Source organism: Polyangiaceae bacterium, from assembly GCA_020633205.1.
Classification (GTDB): domain Bacteria; phylum Myxococcota_A; class Polyangia; order Polyangiales; family Polyangiaceae; genus JAHBVY01.
In genome coordinates this window covers 540,580-565,236 of sequence record JACKEB010000014.1, presented here as the reverse complement: position 1 = coordinate 565,236, position 24,657 = coordinate 540,580, and the positions used below count along the sequence as shown (strand labels likewise).

19 protein-coding genes are annotated in these 24,657 nt (G+C 64.1%); 13 read left to right on the top strand and 6 right to left on the bottom strand.

The window, feature by feature from the left end:
• Position 1 precedes the first annotated feature (1 nt).
• The 7 genes from H6718_22480 (at position 2) to H6718_22450 (ending at position 8,968) form a co-directional block, all read left to right on the top strand.
• Positions 2–3,196, top strand: a complete 3,195-nt coding sequence (locus tag H6718_22480) for an AAA family ATPase (protein MCB9588192.1) — start codon at positions 2–4, stop codon at positions 3,194–3,196.
• A 14-nt stretch (positions 3,197–3,210) separates the two neighbouring features.
• Complete coding sequence (locus tag H6718_22475) at positions 3,211–3,855, top strand: hypothetical protein (protein ID MCB9588191.1); 645 nt, start codon at positions 3,211–3,213, stop codon at positions 3,853–3,855.
• Positions 3,852–4,454: a hypothetical protein gene (locus tag H6718_22470; protein MCB9588190.1), complete on the top strand. Its 603-nt coding sequence runs from the start codon at positions 3,852–3,854 to the stop codon at positions 4,452–4,454. Before H6718_22475 ends, H6718_22470 begins: the two co-directional genes overlap by 4 nt.
• The gene (locus H6718_22465; GenBank protein MCB9588189.1) at positions 4,454–5,932 is read left to right on the top strand and encodes a radical SAM protein; all 1,479 of its coding nucleotides are present in this window, start codon (positions 4,454–4,456) and stop codon (positions 5,930–5,932) included. Before H6718_22470 ends, H6718_22465 begins: the two co-directional genes overlap by 1 nt.
• A complete protein-coding gene (locus tag H6718_22460) occupies positions 5,932–6,630 on the top strand; it encodes a prolipoprotein diacylglyceryl transferase (protein ID MCB9588188.1) in 699 nt (232 codons plus the stop codon). The genes H6718_22465 and H6718_22460 overlap by 1 nt, the downstream gene beginning before the upstream one ends.
• Positions 6,631–6,760: 130 nt before the next feature.
• Positions 6,761–8,542, top strand: coding sequence for a hypothetical protein (locus tag H6718_22455; GenBank protein MCB9588187.1), 1,782 nt, complete (start codon positions 6,761–6,763; stop codon positions 8,540–8,542).
• Positions 8,543–8,590: 48 nt separating this feature from the next.
• On the top strand, positions 8,591–8,968 hold the full coding sequence (locus tag H6718_22450; GenBank protein MCB9588186.1) for a hypothetical protein: 378 nt from the start codon (positions 8,591–8,593) through the stop codon (positions 8,966–8,968).
• A 29-nt stretch (positions 8,969–8,997) separates the two neighbouring features.
• Here H6718_22450 and H6718_22445 read toward each other — a convergent pair whose 3' ends face one another.
• A complete protein-coding gene (locus tag H6718_22445) occupies positions 8,998–9,837 on the bottom strand; it encodes a hypothetical protein (GenBank protein ID MCB9588185.1) in 840 nt (279 codons plus the stop codon).
• 186 nt (positions 9,838–10,023) lie between these two features.
• Here H6718_22445 and arsC point away from each other — a divergent pair, with 186 nt between their 5' ends.
• Positions 10,024–10,404, top strand: a complete 381-nt coding sequence (gene arsC, locus H6718_22440; protein ID MCB9588184.1) for an arsenate reductase (glutaredoxin) — start codon at positions 10,024–10,026, stop codon at positions 10,402–10,404.
• A 95-nt stretch (positions 10,405–10,499) separates the two neighbouring features.
• Here arsC and H6718_22435 read toward each other — a convergent pair whose 3' ends face one another.
• Complete coding sequence (locus tag H6718_22435) at positions 10,500–11,033, bottom strand: hypothetical protein (GenBank protein MCB9588183.1); 534 nt, start codon at positions 11,031–11,033, stop codon at positions 10,500–10,502.
• A 188-nt stretch (positions 11,034–11,221) separates the two neighbouring features.
• Here H6718_22435 and H6718_22430 point away from each other — a divergent pair, with 188 nt between their 5' ends.
• Entirely contained in the window at positions 11,222–11,581 is a 360-nt protein-coding gene (locus H6718_22430; protein MCB9588182.1) for a hypothetical protein, read from the top strand.
• Between the two features lie 97 nt (positions 11,582–11,678).
• Complete coding sequence (locus H6718_22425; GenBank protein MCB9588181.1) at positions 11,679–12,701, top strand: hypothetical protein; 1,023 nt, start codon at positions 11,679–11,681, stop codon at positions 12,699–12,701.
• Positions 12,702–12,765: 64 nt separating this feature from the next.
• On the opposite strand, the gene H6718_22420 is transcribed toward H6718_22425, so the two are convergent.
• On the bottom strand, positions 12,766–15,396 hold the full coding sequence (locus H6718_22420; protein MCB9588180.1) for a hypothetical protein: 2,631 nt from the start codon (positions 15,394–15,396) through the stop codon (positions 12,766–12,768).
• A gap of 87 nt (positions 15,397–15,483) precedes the next feature.
• Between H6718_22420 and H6718_22415 the strand changes: the two genes are divergently transcribed.
• The 3 genes from H6718_22415 to H6718_22405 all read left to right on the top strand — a co-directional run bounded on the left by H6718_22415 (position 15,484) and on the right by H6718_22405 (position 19,839).
• On the top strand, positions 15,484–17,151 hold the full coding sequence (locus H6718_22415; protein MCB9588179.1) for a GHKL domain-containing protein: 1,668 nt from the start codon (positions 15,484–15,486) through the stop codon (positions 17,149–17,151).
• Positions 17,152–17,402: 251 nt separating this feature from the next.
• A complete protein-coding gene (locus H6718_22410) occupies positions 17,403–19,196 on the top strand; it encodes a chemotaxis protein (GenBank protein MCB9588178.1) in 1,794 nt (597 codons plus the stop codon).
• Position 19,197: 1 nt separating this feature from the next.
• The gene (locus H6718_22405; GenBank protein MCB9588177.1) at positions 19,198–19,839 is read left to right on the top strand and encodes a hypothetical protein; all 642 of its coding nucleotides are present in this window, start codon (positions 19,198–19,200) and stop codon (positions 19,837–19,839) included.
• 37 nt (positions 19,840–19,876) lie between these two features.
• On the opposite strand, the gene H6718_22400 is transcribed toward H6718_22405, so the two are convergent.
• From H6718_22400 to H6718_22390, 3 genes are all read right to left on the bottom strand, one after another.
• Complete coding sequence (locus H6718_22400) at positions 19,877–21,109, bottom strand: VWA domain-containing protein (protein ID MCB9588176.1); 1,233 nt, start codon at positions 21,107–21,109, stop codon at positions 19,877–19,879.
• 123 nt (positions 21,110–21,232) lie between these two features.
• Positions 21,233–23,083, bottom strand: coding sequence for an OPT/YSL family transporter (locus H6718_22395; protein MCB9588175.1), 1,851 nt, complete (start codon positions 23,081–23,083; stop codon positions 21,233–21,235).
• A gap of 39 nt (positions 23,084–23,122) precedes the next feature.
• A complete protein-coding gene (locus tag H6718_22390; protein ID MCB9588174.1) occupies positions 23,123–23,797 on the bottom strand; it encodes a hypothetical protein in 675 nt (224 codons plus the stop codon).
• Between the last annotated feature and the right edge of the window lie 860 nt (positions 23,798–24,657).

Here is a 24,657-nt window from a genome sequence, read left to right as displayed (position 1 = left end):
CATGGAATGTGGCAAGTGCGGAACTGAGAACCCGGAAACAGCGAAGTTCTGCAACGAGTGCGGCGACGCGATGCCTCGCCCGTGTGCGAGCTGCGGCTTCGCCAACCCTCCCAAAGCGAAGTTCTGCAACGAGTGCGGGGAGAAGCTGGGAGCCAGTGCGCGCAGCGATCGAGTGAGCGAGATCGAACCTCACTCCTCCAGCGCTCCACCCAGCGTCAAAGGCAAGAGCGAAGGGTCGCCAACCTCACTTCGCGCACCCGAGGCCGAACGGCGTCAGCTCACGGTGATGTTCTGCGACTTGGTCGGCTCGACCCAGCTCTCCTCCCAGCTAGACCCTGAAGACTTGCGCGAAGTGATTCGCGGATATCAGGCGGTTTGCGAAGAGGTGATCCAGCACTACGAAGGTCACGTCGCTCAGTACTTGGGGGACGGCGTGTTGGCGTACTTTGGCTATCCGAGCGCCCACGAGGACGACCCGCAACGCGCCGTGCGCACGGCGCTCGAAATCCTACAAAAGCTGACACAGCTCAACCAAAGCAAGCTTCATCGGGACCACGGGATTTCAGTTTCAGCACGCATCGGAATTCACACCGGTCCCACGGTGGTGGGGACCGTGGGCGGTGTCCACGCCACAGAACAGCTCGCGGTCGGCGAGACACCCAACATTGCCGCGCGGATTCAGTCTCACGCCCCACCAGACAGCGTACTCGTGAGCGGCGACAGCGTACGTCTGATGCGCAACGTATTCGACCTGGAGAGCTGCGGGCGACGCAAGGTCGACGCGGGGTTGGAACTCGAGCTCCACCGCGTGATGGGCTTTACCCGCAGTCGTATCGACGAGTGGGAACCCGGCGCGGCGAACGGCGCCTTCCTGGGTCGTGATGCGGAGCTCTCGACCCTGAGCGTGCGCTTCGAGGAAGTGTCCAGAGGGGGTGGACGCACCGTCTGCGTCGTCGGCGACGCGGGGATCGGCAAGTCAGCATTGATCCGCGCCTTCCGGGCGCGCCTGGGAGACCGGCCCCATCGCTGGCTGCAGACTCGATCCTCCAGTTACCACGCGGATACTGCACTCCACCCGGTTGGAGAGCTGATACGACAGGCCGCTCCGCACATCGACTCCGAGGCACCGCAGGCCATCGTCGATGCACTGACGCAAGAGTTCCGGCTCAACACCGAACACGGTCAGGTGCTGCGGAGCCTCCTCGGCGACGAGACTGAGGGTCCGCTGAACGCTCTGCCTCCCCAAGTCCGTCGAGCGCGCATCCTCGAGGGTTTGTGCGCGTTCCTGTTTCGACTCGCCGAGGACAAGCCAACGCTCATCTGCGTCGAAGATCTGCACTGGACGGATCACTCGACCCTCGAGCTCTTGGCCCAAGTCGCAGAACGGATCCACACGCGCCCGCTCCTGCTGTTGATGACGACGCGTCCACAGTTCGCTGTGCCTTGGAACGTGGATACGTCGATCCAGCTGAACCGCCTCCCCAGCGACCAGGTGATGGAGCTCGTGAAGCGCATCGCAGATGCTCCGCTACCAGCTGAGCTCCTGGAGCAGATCGTGCGACGCGCGGACGGCAACCCGCTCTTCGTGGAAGAGCTGACGAAGATGGTGACCGAAGCCGGGAACAGCGATGCGCTGCGGGCCCAGGTCGCGATCCCGGCGACGCTGCAGGACTCCCTGATGGCTCGCCTGGATCGCTTGGCACCAGCGAAGACGATCGTTCAAGTCGGCGCGAGCGTCGGTAGAGAGTTTCCGTTTCAGCTGATGCAGGAGCTCTTGGAGCTCGACCCGCAAGAGCTCGAACACGAACTGGCTCGCCTCACCAGCGCCGAGCTGTTGTATCGGCGTGGGGAAGGCAATCAGGCGATTTACACCTTCAAACACGCGTTGATTCAGGACGCGGCGTACCAGTCGCTCACTCGCCGCACGCGGCGCGAGTATCACGGCCGCATCGCGCAGCTACTCTCGAATCGCTTCACCGAGACGCCCCCTCCCGTATTGGCGCATCACCACACGGAAGCAGGCAACACCAGTCAAGCCGCTCTGCTGTGGCACGACGCAGCTCAGCGCGCCCTGCGTGAATTCGCACTCGCCGAGTCGATCAACCACCTCGAGCGGGGGTTGGCACTGCTGGCGACCGATGTCAGCGCCGACAATGACCCGCTGCGGCTTTCTCTACGCGTGACTCTCGGCGCACCATTGATGCTCACCCGAGGGTTTGCGGCTCCGGAGGTCGAAGCCCACTACGCGGAACTGTACGAGCTCTGCCAGCGCAACGCGGGCACGGCAGCGGACCAGCTCTTCCCGGCGCTCTGGGGGCTGTGGACCTTTTACGAGGTCAGCGGCGTTTACCCGAAAGCGCAGCGCATGGGAGAGGAGCTGCTCGAGCTCGCAGAGCGCTCGGACAAGAGCGGGATCCGGCTCGCGGCGCACACCGCGCTGGGCGCTGCCCGCTTCATGCGCGGGGAGGTCGCGCCCGCGCGACGCGCCTTCGAAACGGGCCTGGAGCTATACGACCCACAACAACACGCCGAGCTGGCGCTGCTCTTCGGGCAGGACGCGGGTGCGATGTGCGCAAGCTTCCTCACCTGGGTGCACGCCCACGACGGACACACGGAAAAGGCCAAGCAGCGCGTGAACCAAGCACTCCAGCTTTCTGAGCAGCTCGGCCAACCGAGCACTCGAGGCTTCGTGGAATGCGTTTTGGCCACTCACTTCTGCTTGGTTGACGAATTCAGCAAGGCGAAGGAACACTCGGAGACAGTGATACGCCTCGGCAACGAACAAGGCATGCCGCATTGGGCGGCTCAAGGTCAGGTCAACCGAGGGTGGGCGGTGTCCGGGCTCGGGAACCCGGAGTCCGGCGTCGAAGATATCCGGATGGGAATTAGCGCGCTGATGGCCATCGGAACTCGCGCCGCAATGACCTACTTCAACGGCGGGCTGGCGGCTTCAGAGCTCGCACGCGGAGACGTGGATGCCGCGCAGAACACGCTGGGCTCGACCTTCGACTACGTGGAGGCCTCAGACGAGCGGCTCTTCGAGTCGGAGCTACATCGCCTGCACGGAGAGCTGATGAAGGCGCGGGGAGACATGAACAGCGCTCGAAGCGAGTTCGCTCGAGCCGAGCAGGTGGCGGCGGCCCAAGGCGCCGTCGCCCTGGCAAACAAAGCCAAGGCCAGCGCCGCGGCGCTCTAACCTCAGAAGCGCCCATGCTCCCGAATCGTTGGCAGATCGCCAAGCGCAAGCAAGAATTCCGCGGGGAATCTTTCGCAAATCTGGCGCGCGCGTCGGCGGTGCTGGCGTTCTACGTCATCGAGATCATCAATCACCACGGGTCGCGCGCCCTCGGCATGCCTTCTGTCGTCGGCCGGGACATGCATGCGATGGTAACCGCTCTGGTTGGCAGCTGGGTCGGCGCGGCACTGCTGACGGTCGTCGTGATGCGGTTGCGCTACTTCCCGATCTGGCTCAAGTACCTGACCACCAGCATCGATCTTGCGATGATGACCGCCGTGCTAGCGGTCCTCGACGGGCCAAAGAGCCCGATGTTGATCGGCTTCTTCTTAGTGCTCGCTCTGAGCGCGACGCGTTTCAGCCAGCGTCTGATCGCGTGTACCGGCGCGGGTACGCTGGTCTGCTACGGCGTCCTCTTGTGGCACACGGCGGTTTTGCGTCCGGCGCTTGCGGTCCCCCGCTACCACCAGCTGATCTTCGGACTCGCAGTGGTGATTCTCTCCGGTGTGTTGATCGTCCTGATCAACGCGGCAGAGCGACTGTTCGCCGCCGTAGACAGCGCGCCCAACTCGACCTTTCCGGCTGACCTCCCTATGGCTGATTCGGGGGAAGAGTCGTGAGCGCGACCTACCCGTGCCCGCACTGCCAAACCACGGTGGCCGTGGGCGCCACCCGCTGCTGGCTCTGCAAGGGTTCGCTGCCGAGGGTCGGCGTTGCGGCAACTCCGGCTGTCGCCAAGCGCGATCGCACCTGGCTCGTGATAGTGATCCTGGCGAGCCTAGTGTTGTTGCTCGTTGGCGCGCAGCTGTGGGCGATAGCACCCGGGCTTCTGGTTCCGTACGGTGTGCTGGTGCTCCCGGTCTCCGTCGTGCTGGCACGCATCGCCTGGGTAGGCAGGCTCGATTTTTGGCGCTCCGACGCGGCGTCGGCTGAAGCCGACGCAGCTGAGGCTGCTGCCCGCGCGTCCGCGCAAGCGTCAGCGTCTGCGCTGGGTGCAGCAGCCGCCCCGACATTGGCCTCCGCTCAAGCTGGAGCTGACGCCTACCCAAGGAACCTCGACGGTGCGGTTCAGGGCCGCGGTGACCGCCCAGGAGACAAGGTCATCAAGGGCCTGGCGATCGGCGTCACTGTGTTTCTGGTGGTGACTGCAGTCGTGTTGATGCTCCTGGTGGCCGCGGTGGTCATCTTCGCAATCATTTGCTTCGCGAGCCTGCCCTGATGAAACTCCGCGACTACAGCTTCTTGGGCCTCACTCAGAGCTTGTGCCCCGACTGCCATCGCGTCGTTTCCGCGAAGATCATCACGCGGGGCAAACGCGTCTACTTTCAAAAGCACTGCCCTGAGCACGGAGCGCGCGAGGACTTCATTTGCTCGGACGTCGACTACTACGACCGTCTCGAGTTTGCTGTCCCGGGGAAGATCCCCGCAGGCTTTGGCATCTCGCCGAAGCGTGGCTGCCCCTATGACTGCGGCCTCTGTACCGAGCATGAACAGCACACCTGCATCGGACTGGTGGAGCTAACGCAGGGTTGCAACCTGCGGTGCCCGATGTGTTACGCGAGTAGCGCGCCGGGCGGCGCCCATGAGTCCCTGGAAGACGTGAAGCGCGCCATCGATCGCCTCGTCGCCGCTGAAGGTCAGGCGGAAATCCTTCAGCTCTCTGGAGGCGAACCCACGCTGCATCCAGACTTCGAGCAGGTCCTGGCGTATGCGTACGAGCGCAACGTCCAGCACGTGATGGTCAACACCAACGGCCTCAGGTTCGCGCGCGACCCGAAGCTGGTGGAGCACGTGGCGCGCTACGAGCGTCGATTCGAGGTCTACTTTCAGCTCGACAGCCTGGAGGCCAAGGCTACCGAGAGCCTGCGTGGCGCCGACATCCTCGCGGAAAAACTCGAGGCGCTCGACCTCCTGGCGGCGCACGACGTGCGCGTGACGTTGGTCGCCACGCTGCAACCTGGAATCAATGACAACCAGCTCGGCGCGCTGATCGACTACGCGGTGAAGCGCCCGAATATCGGCGGCGTGAGCTTCCAGCCGGCGACCTACAGCGGACGCAGCGAACTCCCGGAGACGCTCGAGCGAAGAGTCACTTTCCCAGACGTCGTGAAAGGGATCGCCGAGCAAACCGCTGGGTTGTTCCGGGAAACCGATTTCATGCCGTTGCCGTGCGCGCATCCCAATTGCCACACGCTGAGCTACGCCTATCGGGATGGAGAACGCCTGTACCCCCTCCTGCGCTTCATCGACGCGCAGAAGCACAAGGACCTGCTCGCCAACGGCATCGCCTTCGATCGACCCCGCGCGAGGCAGCTCGTGGAAGAGTACCTGCGCGCAGAGGGCTGCAGTGCTGGGGACTGCGCCACGGTGGAGTCGTGGCTCGCCACAGCCCTCGGTCAACGACAGCTAAGTCAAGTCGGGGCGCAAGACGCGAAGGCGGTGGTCGACTTCTTCGGCGCCGCGCTGAACGAGACGCTGTCTCCCGAGCGCGTCTTCCGTATCGCCATCACGTCGTTCCTCGATGTGTACAACTTCGATTTGCGAAGAGTGATGAAGTGCTGCACGCATCACGTCTTGCCAAGCGGCCACGTGATCCCGTTCTGCGCTTACAACGTGCTGTATCGGCCGGGGCATGCAGCTCTGCCCGAGCTGGAGTCGCAACTCATCCAGCTCACTCAGCGCACCAGCTCGGACTGATGGACTGGATCTATCTCGGACTGATGGGGACGGCCCTCGTCGTGGGCGTGCTGGTCCGGCGAGCTCTTCCACGGGGGCCCCACGAGACGCGGCTACAACGCCTTGCGCTTTTCCTCGGGGCAATCATTGGGAGCACCTTCTTCGCCAAGCTGCCTTACGCGCTTTCGGACTGGCAGAGCTTGGTAGACGGCAGCGCCTGGCTGAAGGATGGGCGAACCATCACCTGGGGCCTGGCGGGGGGATACCTCGGAGTGGAGGTGGCCAAGCTGGTAGCAGGCGTGCGTCACAAGACAGGGGATGCCTTCGCCGCACCGGTGGCCGCAAGCATTGCCATCGGCCGACTTGGCTGCTTCCACGCTGGCTGCTGCTTCGGAGGCCCCACCGACCTGCCCTGGGCGGTGCGGTTTCAGGATGGGCTGCCTCGGCATCCGACGCAGCTGTATGAGTTCGCGTTTCACGCCACGGCCGCAGTGTTGCTTCTCCTCGCCGCCCGACGCGGCTTGTTCCGTATGCAGCTCATCAAGCTCTACCTGATGGCGTACATGCTGTGGCGTATCGCGACCGAGCTCTTGCGCCCAGAACCGCGCGTGCTCTGGGGGCTCACCTTCTATCAGCTGAGTTCCATGGCCTTTTTCCTGGTCTTCGCGCTGCTGTTTCTGATCGATGCCCGCAAACCGCGGGCCGTCGCGGCCGCTTGAGCTGACACTCCAGTCGCCCGATTGCACTGGGCTGGTTCCACGCGGTCGGGAACGTCGTTCTGTATGAGGGGTTCAACGCCTGCAAGGCGCAGGAAGGTCGGAAACGCCCAGCGGGTAAGACGCTAGGATCATGCTTGCACGCAGGTTGACTTGGTTGATGGTGGGCGCGCTACTCGGAACGGCTGGATGCGGCCGCACGCTACTTGGCTGTGAGGGCGACCCGGCGAGTTGCGCGAATACCGACGCGGGGGCTGACTCCGACGCCGCCCCCACGGCAGCGACACCGACCAAGGTCGACTTGCTCTTCGTCGTCGACAACTCCTATGGCATGGACCCGTTCCAGGCGACCTTCGCCGACGCCGCTCCGCTGCTGGTGCACCGGCTCGTCAACCCCGACTGCGTGAGCGCGGATCAGCGCATCACCTTGGCGGACCCGACCGCGGCCTGCCCAGATGGGCTCGAGCGGGAACTCCCGCCCGTTCGGGACTTGCACATTGGAGTGATCACCACCAGCCTGGGCGGCGCAGGTTCGGATAGCTGCTCTCCAAACTGGCCAACCTGGGAGCCAGCTCAGAACGATCACGCCCATCTCCTTGCGAGCCTCGAGCGTTATGACGGCACAGCTGGCTATCGGGGCCTTGGTCTAGTCTCCTGGGATCCCGAAGCACGACAGGCGCCGGCGGGCTCCGCGAACCTCGGCGCCGTCTTGGACGAAACCCGCAAGCAGGTGTTGGCGGTTGGCTCCCGCGGCTGCGGCTACGAGGCGAGCCTCGAAGCGCCGTATCGTTTCCTAGCGGATTCACACCCCAGCCGCAGCAGCGAGCGTGGGCCGTGCTTCGACGGTGACACCTCCAATGGCTGCGCGGTCGGAGTCGGCGTCGACGACGAGCTGCTGGAGCAGCGGCGGGTGTTTCTCAGAGAAGACTCGCTGCTGCTGGTAGTCATGCTCAGCAACGAGAACGACTGCTCTGTGCCAACGCTCAACCAGTACTGGCTCGGGCTGCAGTCGATCGATTCGCTAGGCGATCAAGTCACGCTCCCCCCGCCCTCCGCTGCGTGTGACAAGGATCCGAATGACCCATGCTGCCATTCGTGCGGGCAGTCTCCGCCTGCAGGCTGTCCTAGCCCTGCACCCGGATGCGACTCGCCCCGCCTCGACGATATCCAGGATCCACCGAACCTGCGTTGCTTCGACCAAAAACGGCGCTTTGGCGTCGACTTTCTCTACCCCATCGATCGTTACCGCGCGGCATTCCAAGAGGCCACGATCAAGGATGAATACGGGGAACGACTCCCCAATCCTATTTTCGAGTCAACCTCGGGGCCCACGCGCCGCCCAGAGGATGTCGTGTTCGCCGCCCTGGTGGGTGTGCCGTGGCAGGATCTCGCCCGGCCATCTAGCCTCACCACCAAAGGCTCCCTTGTGTTCGCCACTGCCGCCGAGATGCAGGAGCGCTGGAGCGAGCTCTTACCGACAGCAGGCGGGGCCGCTGGAGATCCATTGATGCGAGAGTCCATTACCCCGCGCACCGGTCAGGGGATCCGCAGTCAGGATGACGGATTCGCCTACCCAAACGGCTACGACTACGACACCGAAGGCCAAGCGCTGCAGTACGCTTGCCTTTCGCCGCTGCCCGAGCCTGACCCCTGCCTCACAACGAGCTGTGAGTGTTACGGCATCAGCAGCGATCCGATTTGCGTAGACCCTGATACTGGCAAGACGACCGGAGATCGTCACAGCGCGGGAGCCACGCCGGGAGTGCGCCAGCTCGAACTCTTGCGAGCTCTGGGTGACCAGGGCGTCACGACGAGCATCTGCGCCAAACAGAACGTGGATCCGTCGGTTCAAAGCTACGGTTACCGCGCCGCCGTGGAGTCCATCGTTGCTCGTGCTGCGCTTAGCCTGCGCTAGGCAGAACCAAGGCGATGCATTACTACGTCGGGCTGCTATAAGGCCGCCATGATTCGACGCTGGGCAGGTATCGGGGGAGGCGTGATCGCCGCTCTCCTGAGCGTGGGTTGTGACGCCGCGAGGGGCGATTACGAGCGCTGCCTCGAGCTCGAGAAACAGGGCAAGCTAGAAGAAGCGGCGAAATCCTGCGAAGCCGCGATGGACAAAGGCGGCGCGAGCGGCACCGCCGCAAAGGAAAAGCTCGCAGAAATCCGCGTGCGAATGGTCAGCGACTTGAGCGACCAGCTCAAGAAGAACAACCTGTGCACCGAAGCCCAGCTGAAGGTGATCGACGCCAAGCCAGAGGACAAAGCGCGCCTGACGGCAGACCGCGATCAGAAGTGCAAAGGCTTGGTGCCTGCCTCGAGCGCCAAGGCGAATCTCTAGATTATCCCTGCGGATATGCTCAGCGGCAGCTAGAAGCGCTGCGCCCAGCGATGCAAGAGACCGAGGAATGCGTAGGTGCCGTCCACGACTCCAAGCGCATCGGGCGAGTCCAGTACGAAGGAAAACGCAGCGAAGCCCTCGAGGTGCTTGCTGAAGTTCACGTGGAAAAGTGGACCGCCGCGAGTCACGCCACGGGGCCTTCCGGGCACGACCACATACTCCGCCAGCGCGCCGAGTTGCACGTCTTGGCTCTCGCCAAAACCGTAAACATAGCCCCCGCGAAGGCCCATCGCGAACGGAGGGCGCATCACCACGCGCAGCACCTCTTCGTAGACGTAGGTGTCTCGGGGTACGTCGATCAACACCGGGTGCACCCCAAGGAACGCACCGCCGTGGGCGACGGGTGCAGCCAAGTTGAGTTCGAAATCGACCGCAGTGTAGCTGCTACGCTCCCCGCCGTTCTCGAGCCCGAGGTCCGTGTCGGCGTACTTCTCCTGCTTGCGCAAGAAGCGGCGGTCGAAGGGGATCGTGCGACGCACCCCGAAGAACGTATCGAGAAACGGCAGGCTCGCTCGCCAGCCCACGTAGGGCGACGTGAAGCTGTTCGTCACCAGCCAGTACGCGTCGATGCCCACGAAGTTCCAAAACGGGGCACCGTAGCCAAGAGTCAAGCGCGGCCGCGCGTAGACCACGCCGACATCCGTCGCCAGAGAGGCAAACGGTGTCGCCTTCTTGGATTGCCACGGGGAATATTGCGGCTCGGAGCTCTCCGGCTTGGTCGGCGCTGCCGCCAAGGCGACGTGAGGTGACGTGACCCCTAACCCCCAAACCAAGCCGAACACGGCCCCAACACCGCGCATTCGGCGCACGCGCGGGCGCTGAACCCACGAGGGGCGCTGAACCCACCTGGGGCGCAGAGCTTCGACGCGGTTGGGCGTTCCTGCCTGGCTGTAAGAAAGGCTTGGCACTAGAAAGGTTGCCTCCCCTTGCACCAGGTTGCGAGGCCGCGCAAGTCTTCACCGTTAGAGGTCGAAGGCTGTGTCAGTATCCGCGCCATGTCGAAGCAGAGCGTGACGTTGTGGCACAATCCCCGCTGTTCCAAGAGCCGTGAGGCTTTGCAGCTCTTGTCTGACCGCCTAGGTGCCGATGCGATTCAAGTACGCGAGTACCTCAAGCAAGCGCCGAGCAAAGCCGTGGTCGAGGCGTTGCTGAAGGCGCTGAGCGCGGGAGACGCCGACTTCAAACCGCACGACGTGCTGCGCAGCAAAGAGCCTGGATACAAGAAGCTCGGGCTCTCCAAGACCGCCAGCAAGGCACAAATCGTAGCCGCGTTGGTCAAGGATCCCAGCATCCTCGAGCGTCCCGTGCTGGTGGTCGACGACAAGGCGCGCATCGGTCGCCCCCCGGAGCGCGTCTTGGAGCTGCTGGAGTCCTGAAGCTGCGGTCTCGCAGCGGCTGCCGTTTTTGAAGCGGCTGCAGTTCTTGGAGCGGCGCGGTCGATTCCCTGGGGAATTACCCGTCGACCTCTTGGCTACTTCTTCTTCGCGGCGGCTTCGAACTCGAGCAGTAGTGCTTCCACGGCGCCGCCGCCCCGTGCATACAAAAGGGGCCCCGAGAAGCCGGTGGTTGCCACGGAGTAGACCTCGGCGATGCGATAGGCCAGCTTCGCCACTTCCGGCAGGTTCGCCAGCGCCGCATCGACGGCGGCTTCATCGCCTTCTGCCACCGCTTTCTTCAGTGCACCCGCTGCCGTCCAGCGATCGCTGTCGCTCAGCGAACCACCGCGTTCTGACAGGCGCGCGACGGACTCAGGCACGCGGGTGCTTGCCGGCGGGGCGGACTCGAAGCCTTTGATTACCGGCGCCTGGGATGCTGGTTTCAGCTCCTCCGGCTCATGCAGGCTGCTTGGCCCGAGCTCGATCTGCGCGGTTGGGATGATGGAGTTGTGCTTCTTGGCTCTCAGCTGGGACTCATCGAGCGCGCGCTTACTCTTCACTGCGTCGTCGCCGACAGGCTCGAGGTCCTTGCCTTGCTTCGACTCCGCCGCGTCGTCTGATTTCGCCACGATCCGTTGAGGATAGCCGGCGGCCTCAACGCATCCAAGCCACTCGGTCGAGATCTGAGTGGGGCGTATCAGCCACACCGTCAAAGCAACCTGCAGCTTTCGCACTGCTGCTCAGGAGGCGCCGTAGCCCGACCCGCAGCGCGTTTCCCTTGCCTCCCCTGCGAGTTACCGAGAAGCTGGTCCGAGCCATGCCCGTCGGTGTGAAGACTGTTCGTCAGGTACGCCAACGCATCGTCCTCGCGTGCGGTATCGAGGGGCCGCGCCTGCGGATCTGTCGCGCGGCGGCCTTGCGCGCGCTGAACGGCCATATCGAAGAGTGCCTCGTCGAACAACTGACGACCGCGGCCGCTACGCTGCGGCCCTGGGCGATCGTGATGAACGAGACCACGTATGCCTTCGATCCCGAGGAATTCGACGCCCTAGCGCGGGATGTCGGCGGACGCATCGTGCGCCTTCCAGACTTCGAGGCGCCCCTCGATGAACTCGAAGCTTGGCTCAACGAACGCTTCCGCGGGCTGGTCGAAGACGGCGAACCCGAGTCAACCTGAAGCACCAGTCGCCGGGAGTCGGGTGACCAGGGTGCTCGCAGCGCCAAAGCAGTCACCGGGCTGGCGTCGCGCGGCGGCCGCTGCGATAGACTGACTCATGACCTCTCGCGTCCTGAAGTTCGCCCGCCTCTCGAAGAGCGCCGCGCTGGTTTCCGTTTGCTTGCTCGGCCTCAGCGGTGTGGCTTGCGGCTCCGACAGCGAAAGCAGCTCAGGCTCGGGCGGGAGCGCTGGCAGCGCTGCGAGTGGTGGAAGCGGCGGCACCGCGGGGACCACGACGGGCGGCAGTGGTGGCAGCTCTGGATCTGGGGTTGGGGGTGAGGGTGGAGTCGACACATCGCCCATGGGCGGTGACCGCCCGGTGACGCCGTTCGTCCCTGAGAGCTACAACCCTGCTGAGCCAACTCCGCTGATCGTGATGCTCCACGGCTATGGCGCAAACGGCGCCGCCGAAGAGGCCGTCGTGCTCAAGCTCAAGCCGCTCGCAGAGGAGAAGACCTTCATCTATCTGTATCCCGACGGAACCATTAGCGGCGATGGCAAGCGCTTCTGGAACGCAACGGACGCGTGTTGCGACTTCGGCAACTCCGGCGTGGACGACGTGGGGTACATCGCCGGACTGATCGATGAGGCCAAGCAGCGCTACAACGTCGACGACAAGCGCGTCTACGTGATCGGTCACTCCAACGGGGGCTTCATGTCACACCGCTTCGGTTGCGATCGAGCAGATCTGGTGGCCGGCATCGCGAGCCTTGCGGGCGAGATGTGGAGCGACGAGACCAAGTGTGCACCGAGCGCACCGGTGAGCGCGCTTCAGATGCACGGCACCGACGACCAAACGGTGTCCTACGTCACCGTTCCCGGCGTTCCCGGCGCTGAAGCCAGCGTCGCGACCTGGGCGGCAAAGAACGGATGTACCGGCGCGCTCACCCCATTTGGTGAACCCGTAGACTACGAAGCCAGCGTTGCAGGCATGGAGACTGACAAGCTCGAGTACACCGAGTGCCCCGCGGGCGGCGCCGTGGAGCTCTGGAAGATGAACGCCGTGGGCCACATCCCGAACTTCACCGACGACTACCGCCGCGCCCTAGTGGACTGGCTCCTGGCGCACCCAAAGCCCTGAAGGCCGCAGCTCCCCGGCGACGGCCGCGGCTCCGTGGCAAAACCAGCGGAGACCAAGCTGACGGCTACCAGGTGACTTCCGCCAGCCGCAAGAAGCCGCGTCCCTCGCGCTGATCCGCGAAGAACAAACCGTTGCCCTGCAGCGCAGGCGCGGCGGTTTGCTCGCTCGGCCCTTCGAGGCGCGCCAAGCGGCGCACCTTCACGACGGCGGTCGGCGGTCGCACGGTGAAGCCGTAGAGCTCCGAAGCGGCGCCACGCGCAGCGCTGACCACGCCATGACAGAGCTGCCCATCACATTCGATGCTGAGCGACGTGGGTCGTGCGGCATCAGGTAGCTCGATGACCAACGGATCGCGTTCCGACGCGCCTGAGTCGCTCAGCACCGCGACCCGTACACCGGCCTCGGCGCCTTCTTCCAGCCACGCCACGACTGGCTTTTCGCCAGCGAGCGCCACCGCTGGAGAGTGGGAGTGACCCTTCGTCTTCGCCAGCGCTCGCTGTCCCGGTAGCGGCTCAGCGGTGGCGCTCTTCAGCGTGGCGACGAAGATGTCCGCAACGCCAGCCGCGGCGCTATCTCGAGCCTCCGACCACACCAGCCACGCTTTATCTCCGCGCGGCAATACACGCACATCCGTAGCGGCGCCGGTGACCGACGTCACACGGCGATCAGGCCCGATGCGCTGCAGGCCCTTGCCAATGCGCGCCGCGTAGACTTCCGGATCCCCATGGCGCTCGTCTACCCAACCAACAATCCAGCCTCCGGCTCCCAGGGCCGAATCGGGAACGAACCCTGCGCCGACATCGCTGACTTCCCCGGGCGCCCTTGTCAGCATTTGTTGCTTCGTCTTCTTGCCGCCTGCGCCGAGCAGCGTGAGGAAGACTTGCGGCACCTTGTTGTCAAGCGCGCTCCAAACGAGCAGCGCGTCGTTGCCCTTTGGATCGCCTGCACTGAGCGCGACACCACCCATCGACCGCGCGCGGTAGGAAATCGTCTCCACAGCGCCCGGAGTGCCGTCGCTGGCCACGCTCCGCACCTTCAGCAGGGCGCGCACCGGATCGAAGCGGCCGTCGGGAGCCGGAGTGGTGCGCCGCGTGTAAGGCGTCGTCGGGTCGAAGAAGGTGAGCCAAGCCACCAGCGACCCTGAGCCTTGTTTCACCGCGGCAACGTCGCTGAGCGGGTCGCTGATGGCGAGCGCTTGGTTGGTCTCGAGGCGTGGGGGAGACTCAGGGGTCCACGCTTCCGCCGCGGCCCGGTAGGCAGTCCCAGTTGGAGCAAGCTCCACACTGAAGAGCTGCGCTGGGTTTTGGTTGTCGGCGGCCAGGGCGAAGCAGCTCTCTCGGGGACAAGACAAGCCCCACGCGATGTTGATGCCTTTCGGCAACTCGTTGGTCTTGAGCGGCTCGCTCGCCACTACCTCGAGCTTGCTATCGAGGCGCACGAACGTCGGCAGTAGGTCCGCATCGTCGCAGGACTCCACTTCCTCAGGGCAGTTTTCGGCGAGGGTCAACGCCGCGATGCCAGCATTCGTGGCCACGAGCTCCGGTGTGGTGTCAGCGCCCACCACCCGCAGCTTGGCGCGCTTGTCAGGTTTGAGGTCACTGGTGAGGCTCGCGACTTCCAGCCAGCGATCGCGCTCACTGCTGAGCCCTGGAGTCTCCCAAACGGCATACGCAGTGCCGAGACCTTGAGCGGGCGCGAGCAAGTCCACTAGCGCTTGTTCCCCGGCGCCCGGCAAGTTCGCCACGGGGCCAGCCAACAGCTTGCCCTGAGCGTCGACCAACGCCAGCTGCACTCGCGGCTCGAGGTTCTTGCTGTCGGACCAACCAATCACCAGACCATTGGCGCTGACGGTAAGGTCGAGATCGAGCTGCGCGCTCGCAGTTCCACTGACCTGCAGCGGCTTGCCTTTTACGGTCCCCTGCTCGTCGAGGAAGGCCAACATCACCGGACCGTTGCTACCAGCAGCGCTGCCAGCCTCGATCCACGCAACGGCTGCACCTCCTGAGAAGGGTACGGCCTGCCAGGCGCGCGCCGTCTTGCTGAAGACCGCGCCCTGTTTCCCCGAGGTATCAGACAAGTCAGCCGCCCACAGCTCCGCCTTGCCGGATCCACGCACCGCCCACAGGGCCAAGGCGCCCCGCTTGGTCGGCACGGAGCTGAGCCAAAGCACGCTGTCCGCTGCGCGTGTCAGCGCCATGGGGCCACTCGCGAGCTCACCACCCGGCCCGACCGCGAGCAGATTGATTGTCTCCTCCGCAGCGCTCTTCTCGCTATAGAGCATCACGAAGCCTTTGGCCTTCAGGTTGCCCCCGGCCTTTGCTTCGCCGACGGGCCTCACCGTCGCCAAACCGATTTCGCCGGCCGCAGCCCCAAGCTCGTGCACCTTGCCACGAGGTTGACCTCGGGGATCCAATGCCTGACTGAACCAGGCGGTGCCCGACTCCTTGTGGGCCGCCCAGATCGCCATGCTCCCTTCACTCCTGGAACCGACGTACGGCCCCATGGTGCCGCCCGGCACTTTCGCGAAGACGTGGGAACGCAGTCCTTGAACCTCGACGTTGGTCCCCGGCTTGTCCTTCGACAGCGCGCCCTTGGGTCTACGCGGAAGCTCGGTGTGCTCTTGGTTGGCGCCGCCGCAGCCAAGGGCGAAGAACAGGGCTAAGAGCGAAGCTCGATTATTGAAGCGCTGGCTCACGCCGGGCACCGTAGAAGCGCGTCGTGCGTCGCGCAACGAGAAGGCGGAATCCTGCGTCGACCAGGCGCGTTAGCGTAGGATGCCCCTGTGACTCTCGCGCAGCGCCTGATGCTCGCCATCGCCGTGCTCACGATTGCAGTGACCGCTGCAGTCGGCCTCGGCGTGCGCGAAGCCTGGCGCAGCACTGAAGAAGAGCGCTTCCGCGAGCAGTTCAAGGAAGCCGTCTCGCGGCTAAACGAGCAGCTCAGCACCGACATCACGAGCTTGCCGGAGATGGTCGAGCCAATCTGTCGCCACGACCCGACGCTGGATAGCACCCTGATCGACTTATCGACCGGGCGCCTCGACTCCGGAAGGCGACTCGCGGCGAGTCTGCGCGTGCCGGACATGCGCAAGGCCTTGCGTGTCGATGAGCTCGTGCTGATCACCAGCGAGGGCGAAATCCTCGGAGCGGTACATCCCAATCTGGTGGTGGGCGCGACGGACCCAAAGCTCGCCTCACGCATCGCCAAGCCAAGCCAGGCAGCGGGCGTTCGCGGTGGGAAGGGCGAACCGCTAGCCGTCGAGGCCCACTGCACTCGACGCTTGGGCAAGGTTTGGATTGGCATCTACGCAGCACGCCATCTGGACCGCCTGCTGGAAGACGTCGGTCGCTCCCATGGCGTCCAACTGCGCGTGGCTTCCAGCTCGAAGGTCCCAAGCGATCAAATGGTCGAGCGCCTACAAGTCGAGGAGCTTGGCGGGATCACGCTGATCGCCACCAAGTCGCGGGTGCCGCTGCTCGAAGCACTGAAGCATCTGGACGGCACCATCCTCGCAATCGGTGGTGTCACCCTGGGCATCGCGCTCCTGCTTTCGATGTTGATGGCACGCGGTCTGGCGCGCCCCATCGCGGATCTCTCGGAGCAAGCGCGAGTCGTGGTCGTCGGAAATCCCCAACCGGTTCGGGGTCGGGGGGGGAGGGAGCTCCGAGAGCTCGCCGATTCCTTCAACAAGGCCATCTTGGACCTCGCAGCGCTGCGAAAGCGTCTCGCGGCGACGGAGCGCATTGCCGCACGGAGAGAAATCGCGCGCCAGGTCGCTCACGAAATCAAGAATCCCCTCGCGCCCATTCGCGCAGCCGTAGAAACGCTGCGTCGGCTGCGCGCGCGCAACGACGAGGCGTTCGACGAGTACTTCGATGAAGCCACGCGAACCGTCCTCGACGAGGTCCGCCGGATCAACACCATCGTCTCCGAGTTCACGCGCTTCGCGCGTCTCCCCGCACCCAACCCGGCTCCGCTGAACTTGGTGGAGAGCATCCGCAAGGTGGTGATGCTGCACGAGAACACGGGAGCAAAGGTCAGCTTCGGGTTCGAGCCCTGTCCCGAAGTCCAAGCGGACGCCGACCAGATGGTGCAAGTCGTCACGAACCTGCTGCAGAACGCCATCGACGCGTGTCGCGAGGTCGCCAATCCGGAAGTCCGGGTTAGCCTCAAGCCGGTCGACAGCACGGAGATCGAGATTCGCGTCGAGGACAACGGGCCCGGCATCTCCACGGACGTTCAAGCCCGCTTGTTCGAGCCATACGTCACGACCAAGCCCCACGGCACCGGACTTGGTCTCGCCATCGTTCAGCGCATCGTGGTGGAACATGGAGGGGACATCGCCTACGAGGACCGTGTTGGGGGAGGAGCGTGCTTTCGCGTGACACTGCCCGTCGGCGGTCCGCCACTCTTGTCAGAAGCGCCGCCATCGACGCGCGACTTCAAGTAGCACCACTGTACATCTGCGCCCCCACCCGGAGTTCGCTACGGTTTCGCGAAGTCGCTGAAATTCTCCCTCGCTCCAAGATTCTTGTTTGCCAGCAGGGGGCCCAATACTCTGTCCGTCCCTTGAGCCTAGCCGCGATCGCGTGACTTAAGTGCGCTTCGCCTGGAACCGTCGACATTGCCAGTGCCCATAGGGCAGCCCATCGGAGCCATCGAGGGCGACACGGCCTCCCTCAATCGTCAGCAACTCGCCACATGACACTCTCTCAGCGCCAGCTTCTCGGACTTTTGTTGGTGGTAATCGCCGCCGTGATCGGCGTCCTCGTGGGCAAGGACAACGCCATGACCGCAGCGGTGATCGCTGGAGCAGGTGGTGTTGCGGCGTTGCTGTTCAGCGGAGCGGCGGGCGGACCGAAGCTCGATGGCATTCGCAACGCGATCCGGCGCGCTGGCATGGGCAAATCCGTGAGCGCGCCTGAGGGCGCACCGGATGCCGTGGCGGCGCTCTACGAGGAGCTTGGCACGCTGGTCGAGACGATCAGCGACGCGAAAGACCGAGTGAAGGAGCTGGAATCCGGCACGGATGAAAAGACCCGGGACCTGCAGAAGCAAATCGAGCGGCAGAACCGCGCGCTGACGGAGCGCGACGCGGAAATTGAATCCCTGCGGAAAGCTCCCGCCGCGAACCCCGAAGAGCTCGAGGAGCTCCAGGCAGAGCTCGCCGTGTTGCAGGACGAGCACGCCTCTTGGAGCCGCCGGGTGCAAGAGGCACAGACCGCCGCGCAAGCTCTCGCCGAAGCCGTGAACATGCTGTCAGAGGGTGTGGTTCACCAGCTCGACAGTTCCGAGCAAGCCGGAGCACACATCAAGGAAGTGACCTCGAACCTCCGCGAGATCGCCCAGCACGTGGAGGTGCTGGCGGGCAGCGCCGAAGAGAGCAGCTCGAGTATCCTCGAGATGACGGCGACCAACGACGAAGTCGCGGAGAACATCGGCGAGCTTGGCGCGAGCGTGCGTGAGACCGTCGCCTCGATCGAAGAGATGGCGTACTCCATCAAGGAGGTCGCCAAGAACGTCGACGCACTCTCGCTCACCGCTGAGGAAACCAGCTCGAGCATGAACGAGATGGACGTGTCCATCGATCAAGTGCAGTCGAACGCCAACGAGACGGCGCGCTTGTCCGAAGAAGTGGCTCAGGACGCCGAGCGCGGCGCCGAGTCGATCCTCAAGACGATCGGCGAAATCTACCGCATCAAAGAGAGCAGCCAGGAGGCTGTGGCGGTGATCTCGAACCTCGGTTCACGCATCGACGCGATCGGTCAGATCCTCAACGTGATCGACGAAGTCGCCGAACAGACCAACCTGCTGGCGCTCAACGCGGCCATCATTGCCGCGCAGGCCGGCGAGCACGGCAAGGGCTTTGCTGTCGTCGCGGATGAAATCAAGGACCTCGCTGAGCGCGCTGGTGCCAGCACCAAGGAGATCGCCGATCTCATCAAGACGATTCAGGCGGAGAGCAAGAACGCAATTCAAGCGGTGGAACGCGGCGCGCAGAACGTTGATCGAGGCGTCGAGGTCAGCAACGAGGCCGAGCGCGCACTGAAGAAGATCCTTGAGAGCTCCCAGAAGAGCACGAACATGGTGCGCGCCATCGCACGCGCCACTGTCGAGCAGGCCAAGGGCAGCAAGCAGGTCACTGACGCTATCGGCCGCATCGCAGAGACGGTGCAGCAGATCGCAGCAGCGACCGCCCAGCAGGCACGCGGCTCCGAACTGATCATGAAGAGCGGCGAGAAGATGCGCACGATCAGCCAGCAAGTGGAGCGTTCCAGCCAGGAGCAGACCCGCGGTGGGCGGCAGATCACTCAGGCGATCGAGAACATCAGCAACATGGTCAACCAGCTGAACGTCTCTCACCGCCAGCAGGCACGCGGTTCAGAAGCAGCGCTCGCCGCAGCCACCCAGATCGAAGAAGCCGCGCGTCGTCAGGACGTTGCGCTCAAGGAGCTGCTAGACAACACCAAGCATCTGCAGCAGCTGGTGAAGTGATTTGAGCGAAGCCAAGCAAGGCCCGACCCCGAACGACTCGAAAGTCCCCCTCCGACTGGCTCTGGCAGTCGTGGTGGGCGTTGCCGTGATCTTCCTGCTCATGAAGGTGAAGCCCGGCTCCGAGCAAGCGGCGCCGGCGCCAAGCGTCACGCAGATGACCAAGGACGAGTTCAATCTCCTCCTACTCGACCACTGGTTCCCCACGGAAAACCGTGGCGACCCTCCAGCGGATGCGGCCGCACTCCTTGGCCTCAAGCGCGGCGACGACCTCGGCGAAGGCTGGAAAGTGCGAGGCATTCGCGTCGCGGACAACGCCATCCGCGTCGAAGTCGTACGTCCAAACGCGCTCTTCGTTACCCAAGTCCAGCTAGGTGTGCAGGTTGGTACGATGGCTCAGTCAGAGCGTTACTCGCTCACCGCGACCAACGAACGCCCCGGCCCTTACTTCTTCCAGGACATCGACCTCAGCAAACCGGTAGAGGCGATCGCGAAGCACGTTCGCGAGCACGAGAAGCAAGTGCCGGTACCCCAGGGCCTGAGCCCGATCCCGCCGACACCCATCTTACCGGGCACCGTTATCCCAGCTGAGCCATCCGCGCCCGCCGCCAGCGATGCTGCCCCGCCTGCGCCATCCGCACCCTAATCAGCTTGCTGGATGCGCGCTCCGCGGCCTGGCTAGCTTAGCGGCCTACGGTGTGGTGATGGGACGCTACGACGGCACCCTTGGACAAGCGCGCCATGGCCTCCGTTAGCCCCTCTAGGGTGAGGTGGAACATGGGAAACACAGCGCCGATTGCCTTGCACGTACCGCCGCCCCAGTAGCGAGGTGGATCCGGATTCAGCCACACGGAGTGATCGAATTTGTCCGCGATGTGCGCGAACCAGTCGAGCCCCGTCGGGCCTTCACCAAACGTGTTCAGGCCGTAAGGCGACCCCCAGGGTCCCGAGCCAAGCAATTCCCCCGGAGCCATCGCCGCATCGCCAACCAGGATCACTTTCCACCGGGAATTTAGCGTATCTAGCAGATCCGGCAGCGCGATGGGGTCCATCAGGTTCTCCGTGCTGAAGACGCGCCCGTACACCGCGTTGTGGAAGTAATACGCCTTCACCTCGCGGAAGTTGGACGCGCGCTTCGCCGCGCTGAAGAGCTGACTCACCGTCTGAGCAAATGGGTCCATCGACCCGCCCACGTCCATCAGCAAGAGCACGCGCACGTTGCTCTTCTTGGGCCGCCTGAGCACGATCTCCAGCTCGCCAAAGTTCTTGGCGGTGGCGTCGATGGTAGCCTCCATGTCGAGCTCTTCCTCCAGCCCTTCACGGCTGTAGTTCTTGAGCTTGCGCAGAGCGACTTCGATTTGCCGCACGTCGAGCACTAGATCCGAGCGATACGGACGGTACTTACGTGCGTCCGCCATGCCCATCGCGCCCTTACCGCCGTGCCCCTTCTGGCCTTGAGCGCGCATGCTGATTCCGGACGGATGCTGACCGCCGGTTCCAAACGGGCTCGTGCCCCCAGTGCCGATCCACTTGCTCCCACCCTCGTGGCGCTTCTTCTGCTCTCGCAGGCGGTCCTCCAGCATGCGCTGAAGCTCTTCGCTGGACAGCTCCTGCAGTGCCTCGCGTTGCTCGTCGGTCAACGTCTCGAGGATCTTCGGATCCTTCAGCCACTCCTCGAGCTGATTGATCAGCTCTTGGGTCTCCACCACGATGCCCTTGAAGTGCGCGAGGAACGCCTCGTCGAAGCGATCCAGATCCGCCTCGTTGTGCACCATCAGCGAGCGCGCCAAGTAGTAGAACCCATCCAGAGTGTGGTTGTGCAACCCAAGGCGCATCGCTCGAGCGAGCTGCACGGCCTCCTGGGTGCCCACCTTCAAGCGCTTGTTCCGGAGTTCGTAGAGGAAGGGGACGATCAGATCACTCATGGGCTCCCCCGAATGTGCCACATCGGGCTTGGACATGCTGTACGGCATTCCAGCAGTCTCCGACGGCGATCTCGCAGCTCCCCTCACCCCCAAAAAAGCCGAATGGGAGCTGCATCAACGACCAGCAGCGAACTTCAGCGTCTCGCTGATGGCCAAACCAACGCCGGCCAGGCTCTCCCCAGCCACCAAACCTGAGGCGACCACGATCAGGAAACGCGCGGACCAATTGGGCACGCTGCGAGTCAGAAGCAGCGCCACAGCGGAGCCAAGGAACATGGAGACGGAGTAGTACGCCGGGATCACCATCGCGATACCGATGCTCGCCGGCGAGGGCACGAACTTGGCCCACTTGGCCTTCTGTTTCTCCAAGATCGCAAGCAGGATCCCGAGCGCACCGGCGATCAGCATGGCCCCGATCGCCCCCTTTGGCATGGTCTCGAGTCCTTTGGCGAAGATCTCCGCCACGGCTTTCCACGCGGCAACAGCTGGAGCAGGCCACTCCTCGGTCAGCAGCTGCGCCTGTGGGTTCGGCATGATGATCAAATACGCCCAGCTGCCCGCGAGCGAACCGGCTAGCACACCGAACACCTGCGCAACCGCCTGAAAGCGTGGGGAAGCACCGATGAGCAACCCGGTCTTCATGTCGTGGAGCAAGTCCGCACATTGACTCGCCGAGCCGCCCGTGACGTTGGCGGCCATCAGGTTCGCCGCGGCGTTCCCCGGCGTGATGATTCCGAAGAACAGCTGGGTCACCTTGCCCATTGGTCCCACGGGGGCAAGCCCCGTCTCCCCGGACACCCGCGCGGAAACGATCGCGAGCACGAACGTCAGGCCAACACCAAGCACCGCCGCCCAGAGCACGATCCCGAACAGGCTGACCTGGGTAAACGTCGCGAGCAGCAGTGCGGCCAGGATGGCGCCAATCAACGCTCGGGTCGGCACATCGTGACTCGAGTCCTCCGCGGGCGCGTCACCCGCGGCGCGACGCGCTCCAGTCAACGCCCGCAGGACGGCGCGCCAAGAGAAGGCGAAGGAGGTCAGTGAGCAGGTGACCATCAACGCGACGCCGGGCCAGAGCATCCACTTGTTTACTGTCGAGAACCAAGTCGCCCCAGCCTTGCCCGGCTCTGCCCAGCCCTGCTCGAGGGCGTACGGACCAAGCGCGCCCCAGGCGACCAGCGCACCAAGCAACACGGAAACACCAGCACGGAAACCCATGATGCCGCCCATCGCGAACAGCAACAGCGAAGGATCGAGAGCAAAACCTAGGTTGTAGAACGAGAGCTTGCTGGCGCCGCCCTTGGCGAGTGCCCCCTTGGCTGCAAAGGATCCCGGAATTGGCAGCTTCGGCACCTTCAGCAGATCGACCATCAACTTGAGCGCCGCTGCGACGACGCCTGCGCTGATCAGGGCAAGCACGCGCAGCACGGCTTCACGCCCCTTGGCGTACATTTCTTTCACGGTGCTTGCGGTAGCGATACCGAACGGAAACGGTAGTCGATCGACCAGCAAGAACTGACGTCGGAGCCCAATAGCCACCGTCACGCCGAGCACGCTCACGGCAAAGGTCCAGACCACGAGCACCCAATAGGTCCACTGGTAGCCATTGATCAGGGTGAGCGCCGGGATCGCGGCAACCAACCCCGCGGAAGCAATCGAAGCCGCCGCGGACGCAGCCGTTTGGTTGATGTTGTTCTCCAGCAACCCCCAGCGCCTGGTCTTGAACAGCGCATGCAGGCCCTGCCAGAAGCCAAACGACAACAGCGCGGCGGTGACCGACATGTTGAAGCTCCAGCCGATCTTGAGCCCGCTGTAGATGTTGCAGAAGGACAACAGCCCGCCGAGCACCATACCGGTCAAGACGGCGCGAATCGTCAGCTGAGGCGCGACCAGATCAAGGGGCGGAAACTCCCCAGCGTTTTCACTTTCGACCCGGTTCTCTGCCTGTTCTACCGCGGCGGACATACTCCGCCGTTACCCCGAACACGCCCCGAAGCCTAGCCATCAAAGGCCTTTGCAGATATCAACCGACCAGGTCGTACCGTCGCAGTACGCCGTAAATCCGCTCGAGCCACCCTCGGTGCACGTCCCATAGTTGCAATACTGCACCGTGTAGCCGCACACATCGGCGGGAGCGCACGAGCTTCCGTCCTCCGGCATTTCCTCCGGGCAAGCAGGTGGTGGCGGCGGGTTGCAACTCGAGACCGAAACATCCCAAGTGTAGTCCACACAACGCGCCTGCACGTCGGGGCAGCACTCGCTTGTGGGATAGCTGCAGTACTGGTCCGCCGGGACGTTGCAATAGCCGCCCGTGGTCGGCTCGGTCGCAGGGCACTCCTCAGGCGGCGGCGGAGGGTTGCAGGTGCCGCCCTCACGCACCTCCCACTTCCCCGCGCTGCAGCTCGCGACGAGATCGCTCAGCCCCTCAGCGCCGCAGCGGTCGTAGTAGCAATCCTTCGCGCCAACGGCACAGCTTGTGCCATCGTCGGGCAGCGAAGTCGGGCAACCTGACGATGCACCGCCGCTGCCTCCCGCACCACTGGTTCCTGCGGTGCCTCCAGCCCCGCCCTCACCACCGCTTGCCGTTCCGCCGCACGCAGGAGCCAAAAGTGCCAAGCTGGCAGTGATCACGAACGGCGCACGCACGCGCGACGCCTGGGAGCGAGGATGTCGAGCCATACGGCGCACTAAGCAACCTCTGTGCCGCCATCCCCTTCCAAAAGCCAAAGGCCCGGAAGCCGAAGGCAACGGGCCCAAGCCCCGAGCAACAAAAGCCAAAGGCAATGGGGCGAAGCCCCGAGCCGAAGTGACTCGTGCGCGAACCGAAAGCCTGAGGCAATGGGCGAAGCCCGAGCCGAAGTGACTCGTGCGCGAACCGAAAGCCTGAGGCAATGGGGCGAAGCCCCGAGCCGTGTCACGTTCACAAAGCCAAAGGCAATGGGGCGAAGCCCCGAGCCGAAGTGACTCGTGCGCGAACCGGAAGCCTGAGGCAATGGGGCGAAGCCCCGAGCCGTATCACTTCAACAAAAGCCAAAGGCAATGGGGCGAAGCCCCGAGCCGTGTCACGTTCACAAATGCCTGAGGCAATGGGGCGAAGCCCCGAGCCGAGACGCAAAGTGCACGAACCGGCAAGACCCAAAAGCCCGCCAGCCTCCAATCGCCATGAGTCACTACCGGAGGCAATGGGGCGAAGCCCCGAGCCGAGCCGTAAGGCGCACAAGGCAACGGACGGCTCAGTCTCCCCGAGGCAACGCCGAACCGTAAGGCAGACAAGGCAACGGACGGCTCAGTCTTAGGGAGACGCCAAGCGCCCTTACCCCAGGAAATACGAGGGAGTTGTGGAGGCGGCGGAACGGCCCGCAGGGGGCGGGCGCAGAGGCGGGTGAGCGTAGCCGAAATGAGGACGATCACGCAGCGGGCCCTCACGATGCTCTTCAGTAGAAGGCGCAGGCCGTTCCGTATCCAAAGCTCCAAGCGAAGGCCGAGACTAGCCAGTTACCGCACGGTAACTTAACTAGCGACCCCCATTCAAGCCCGCC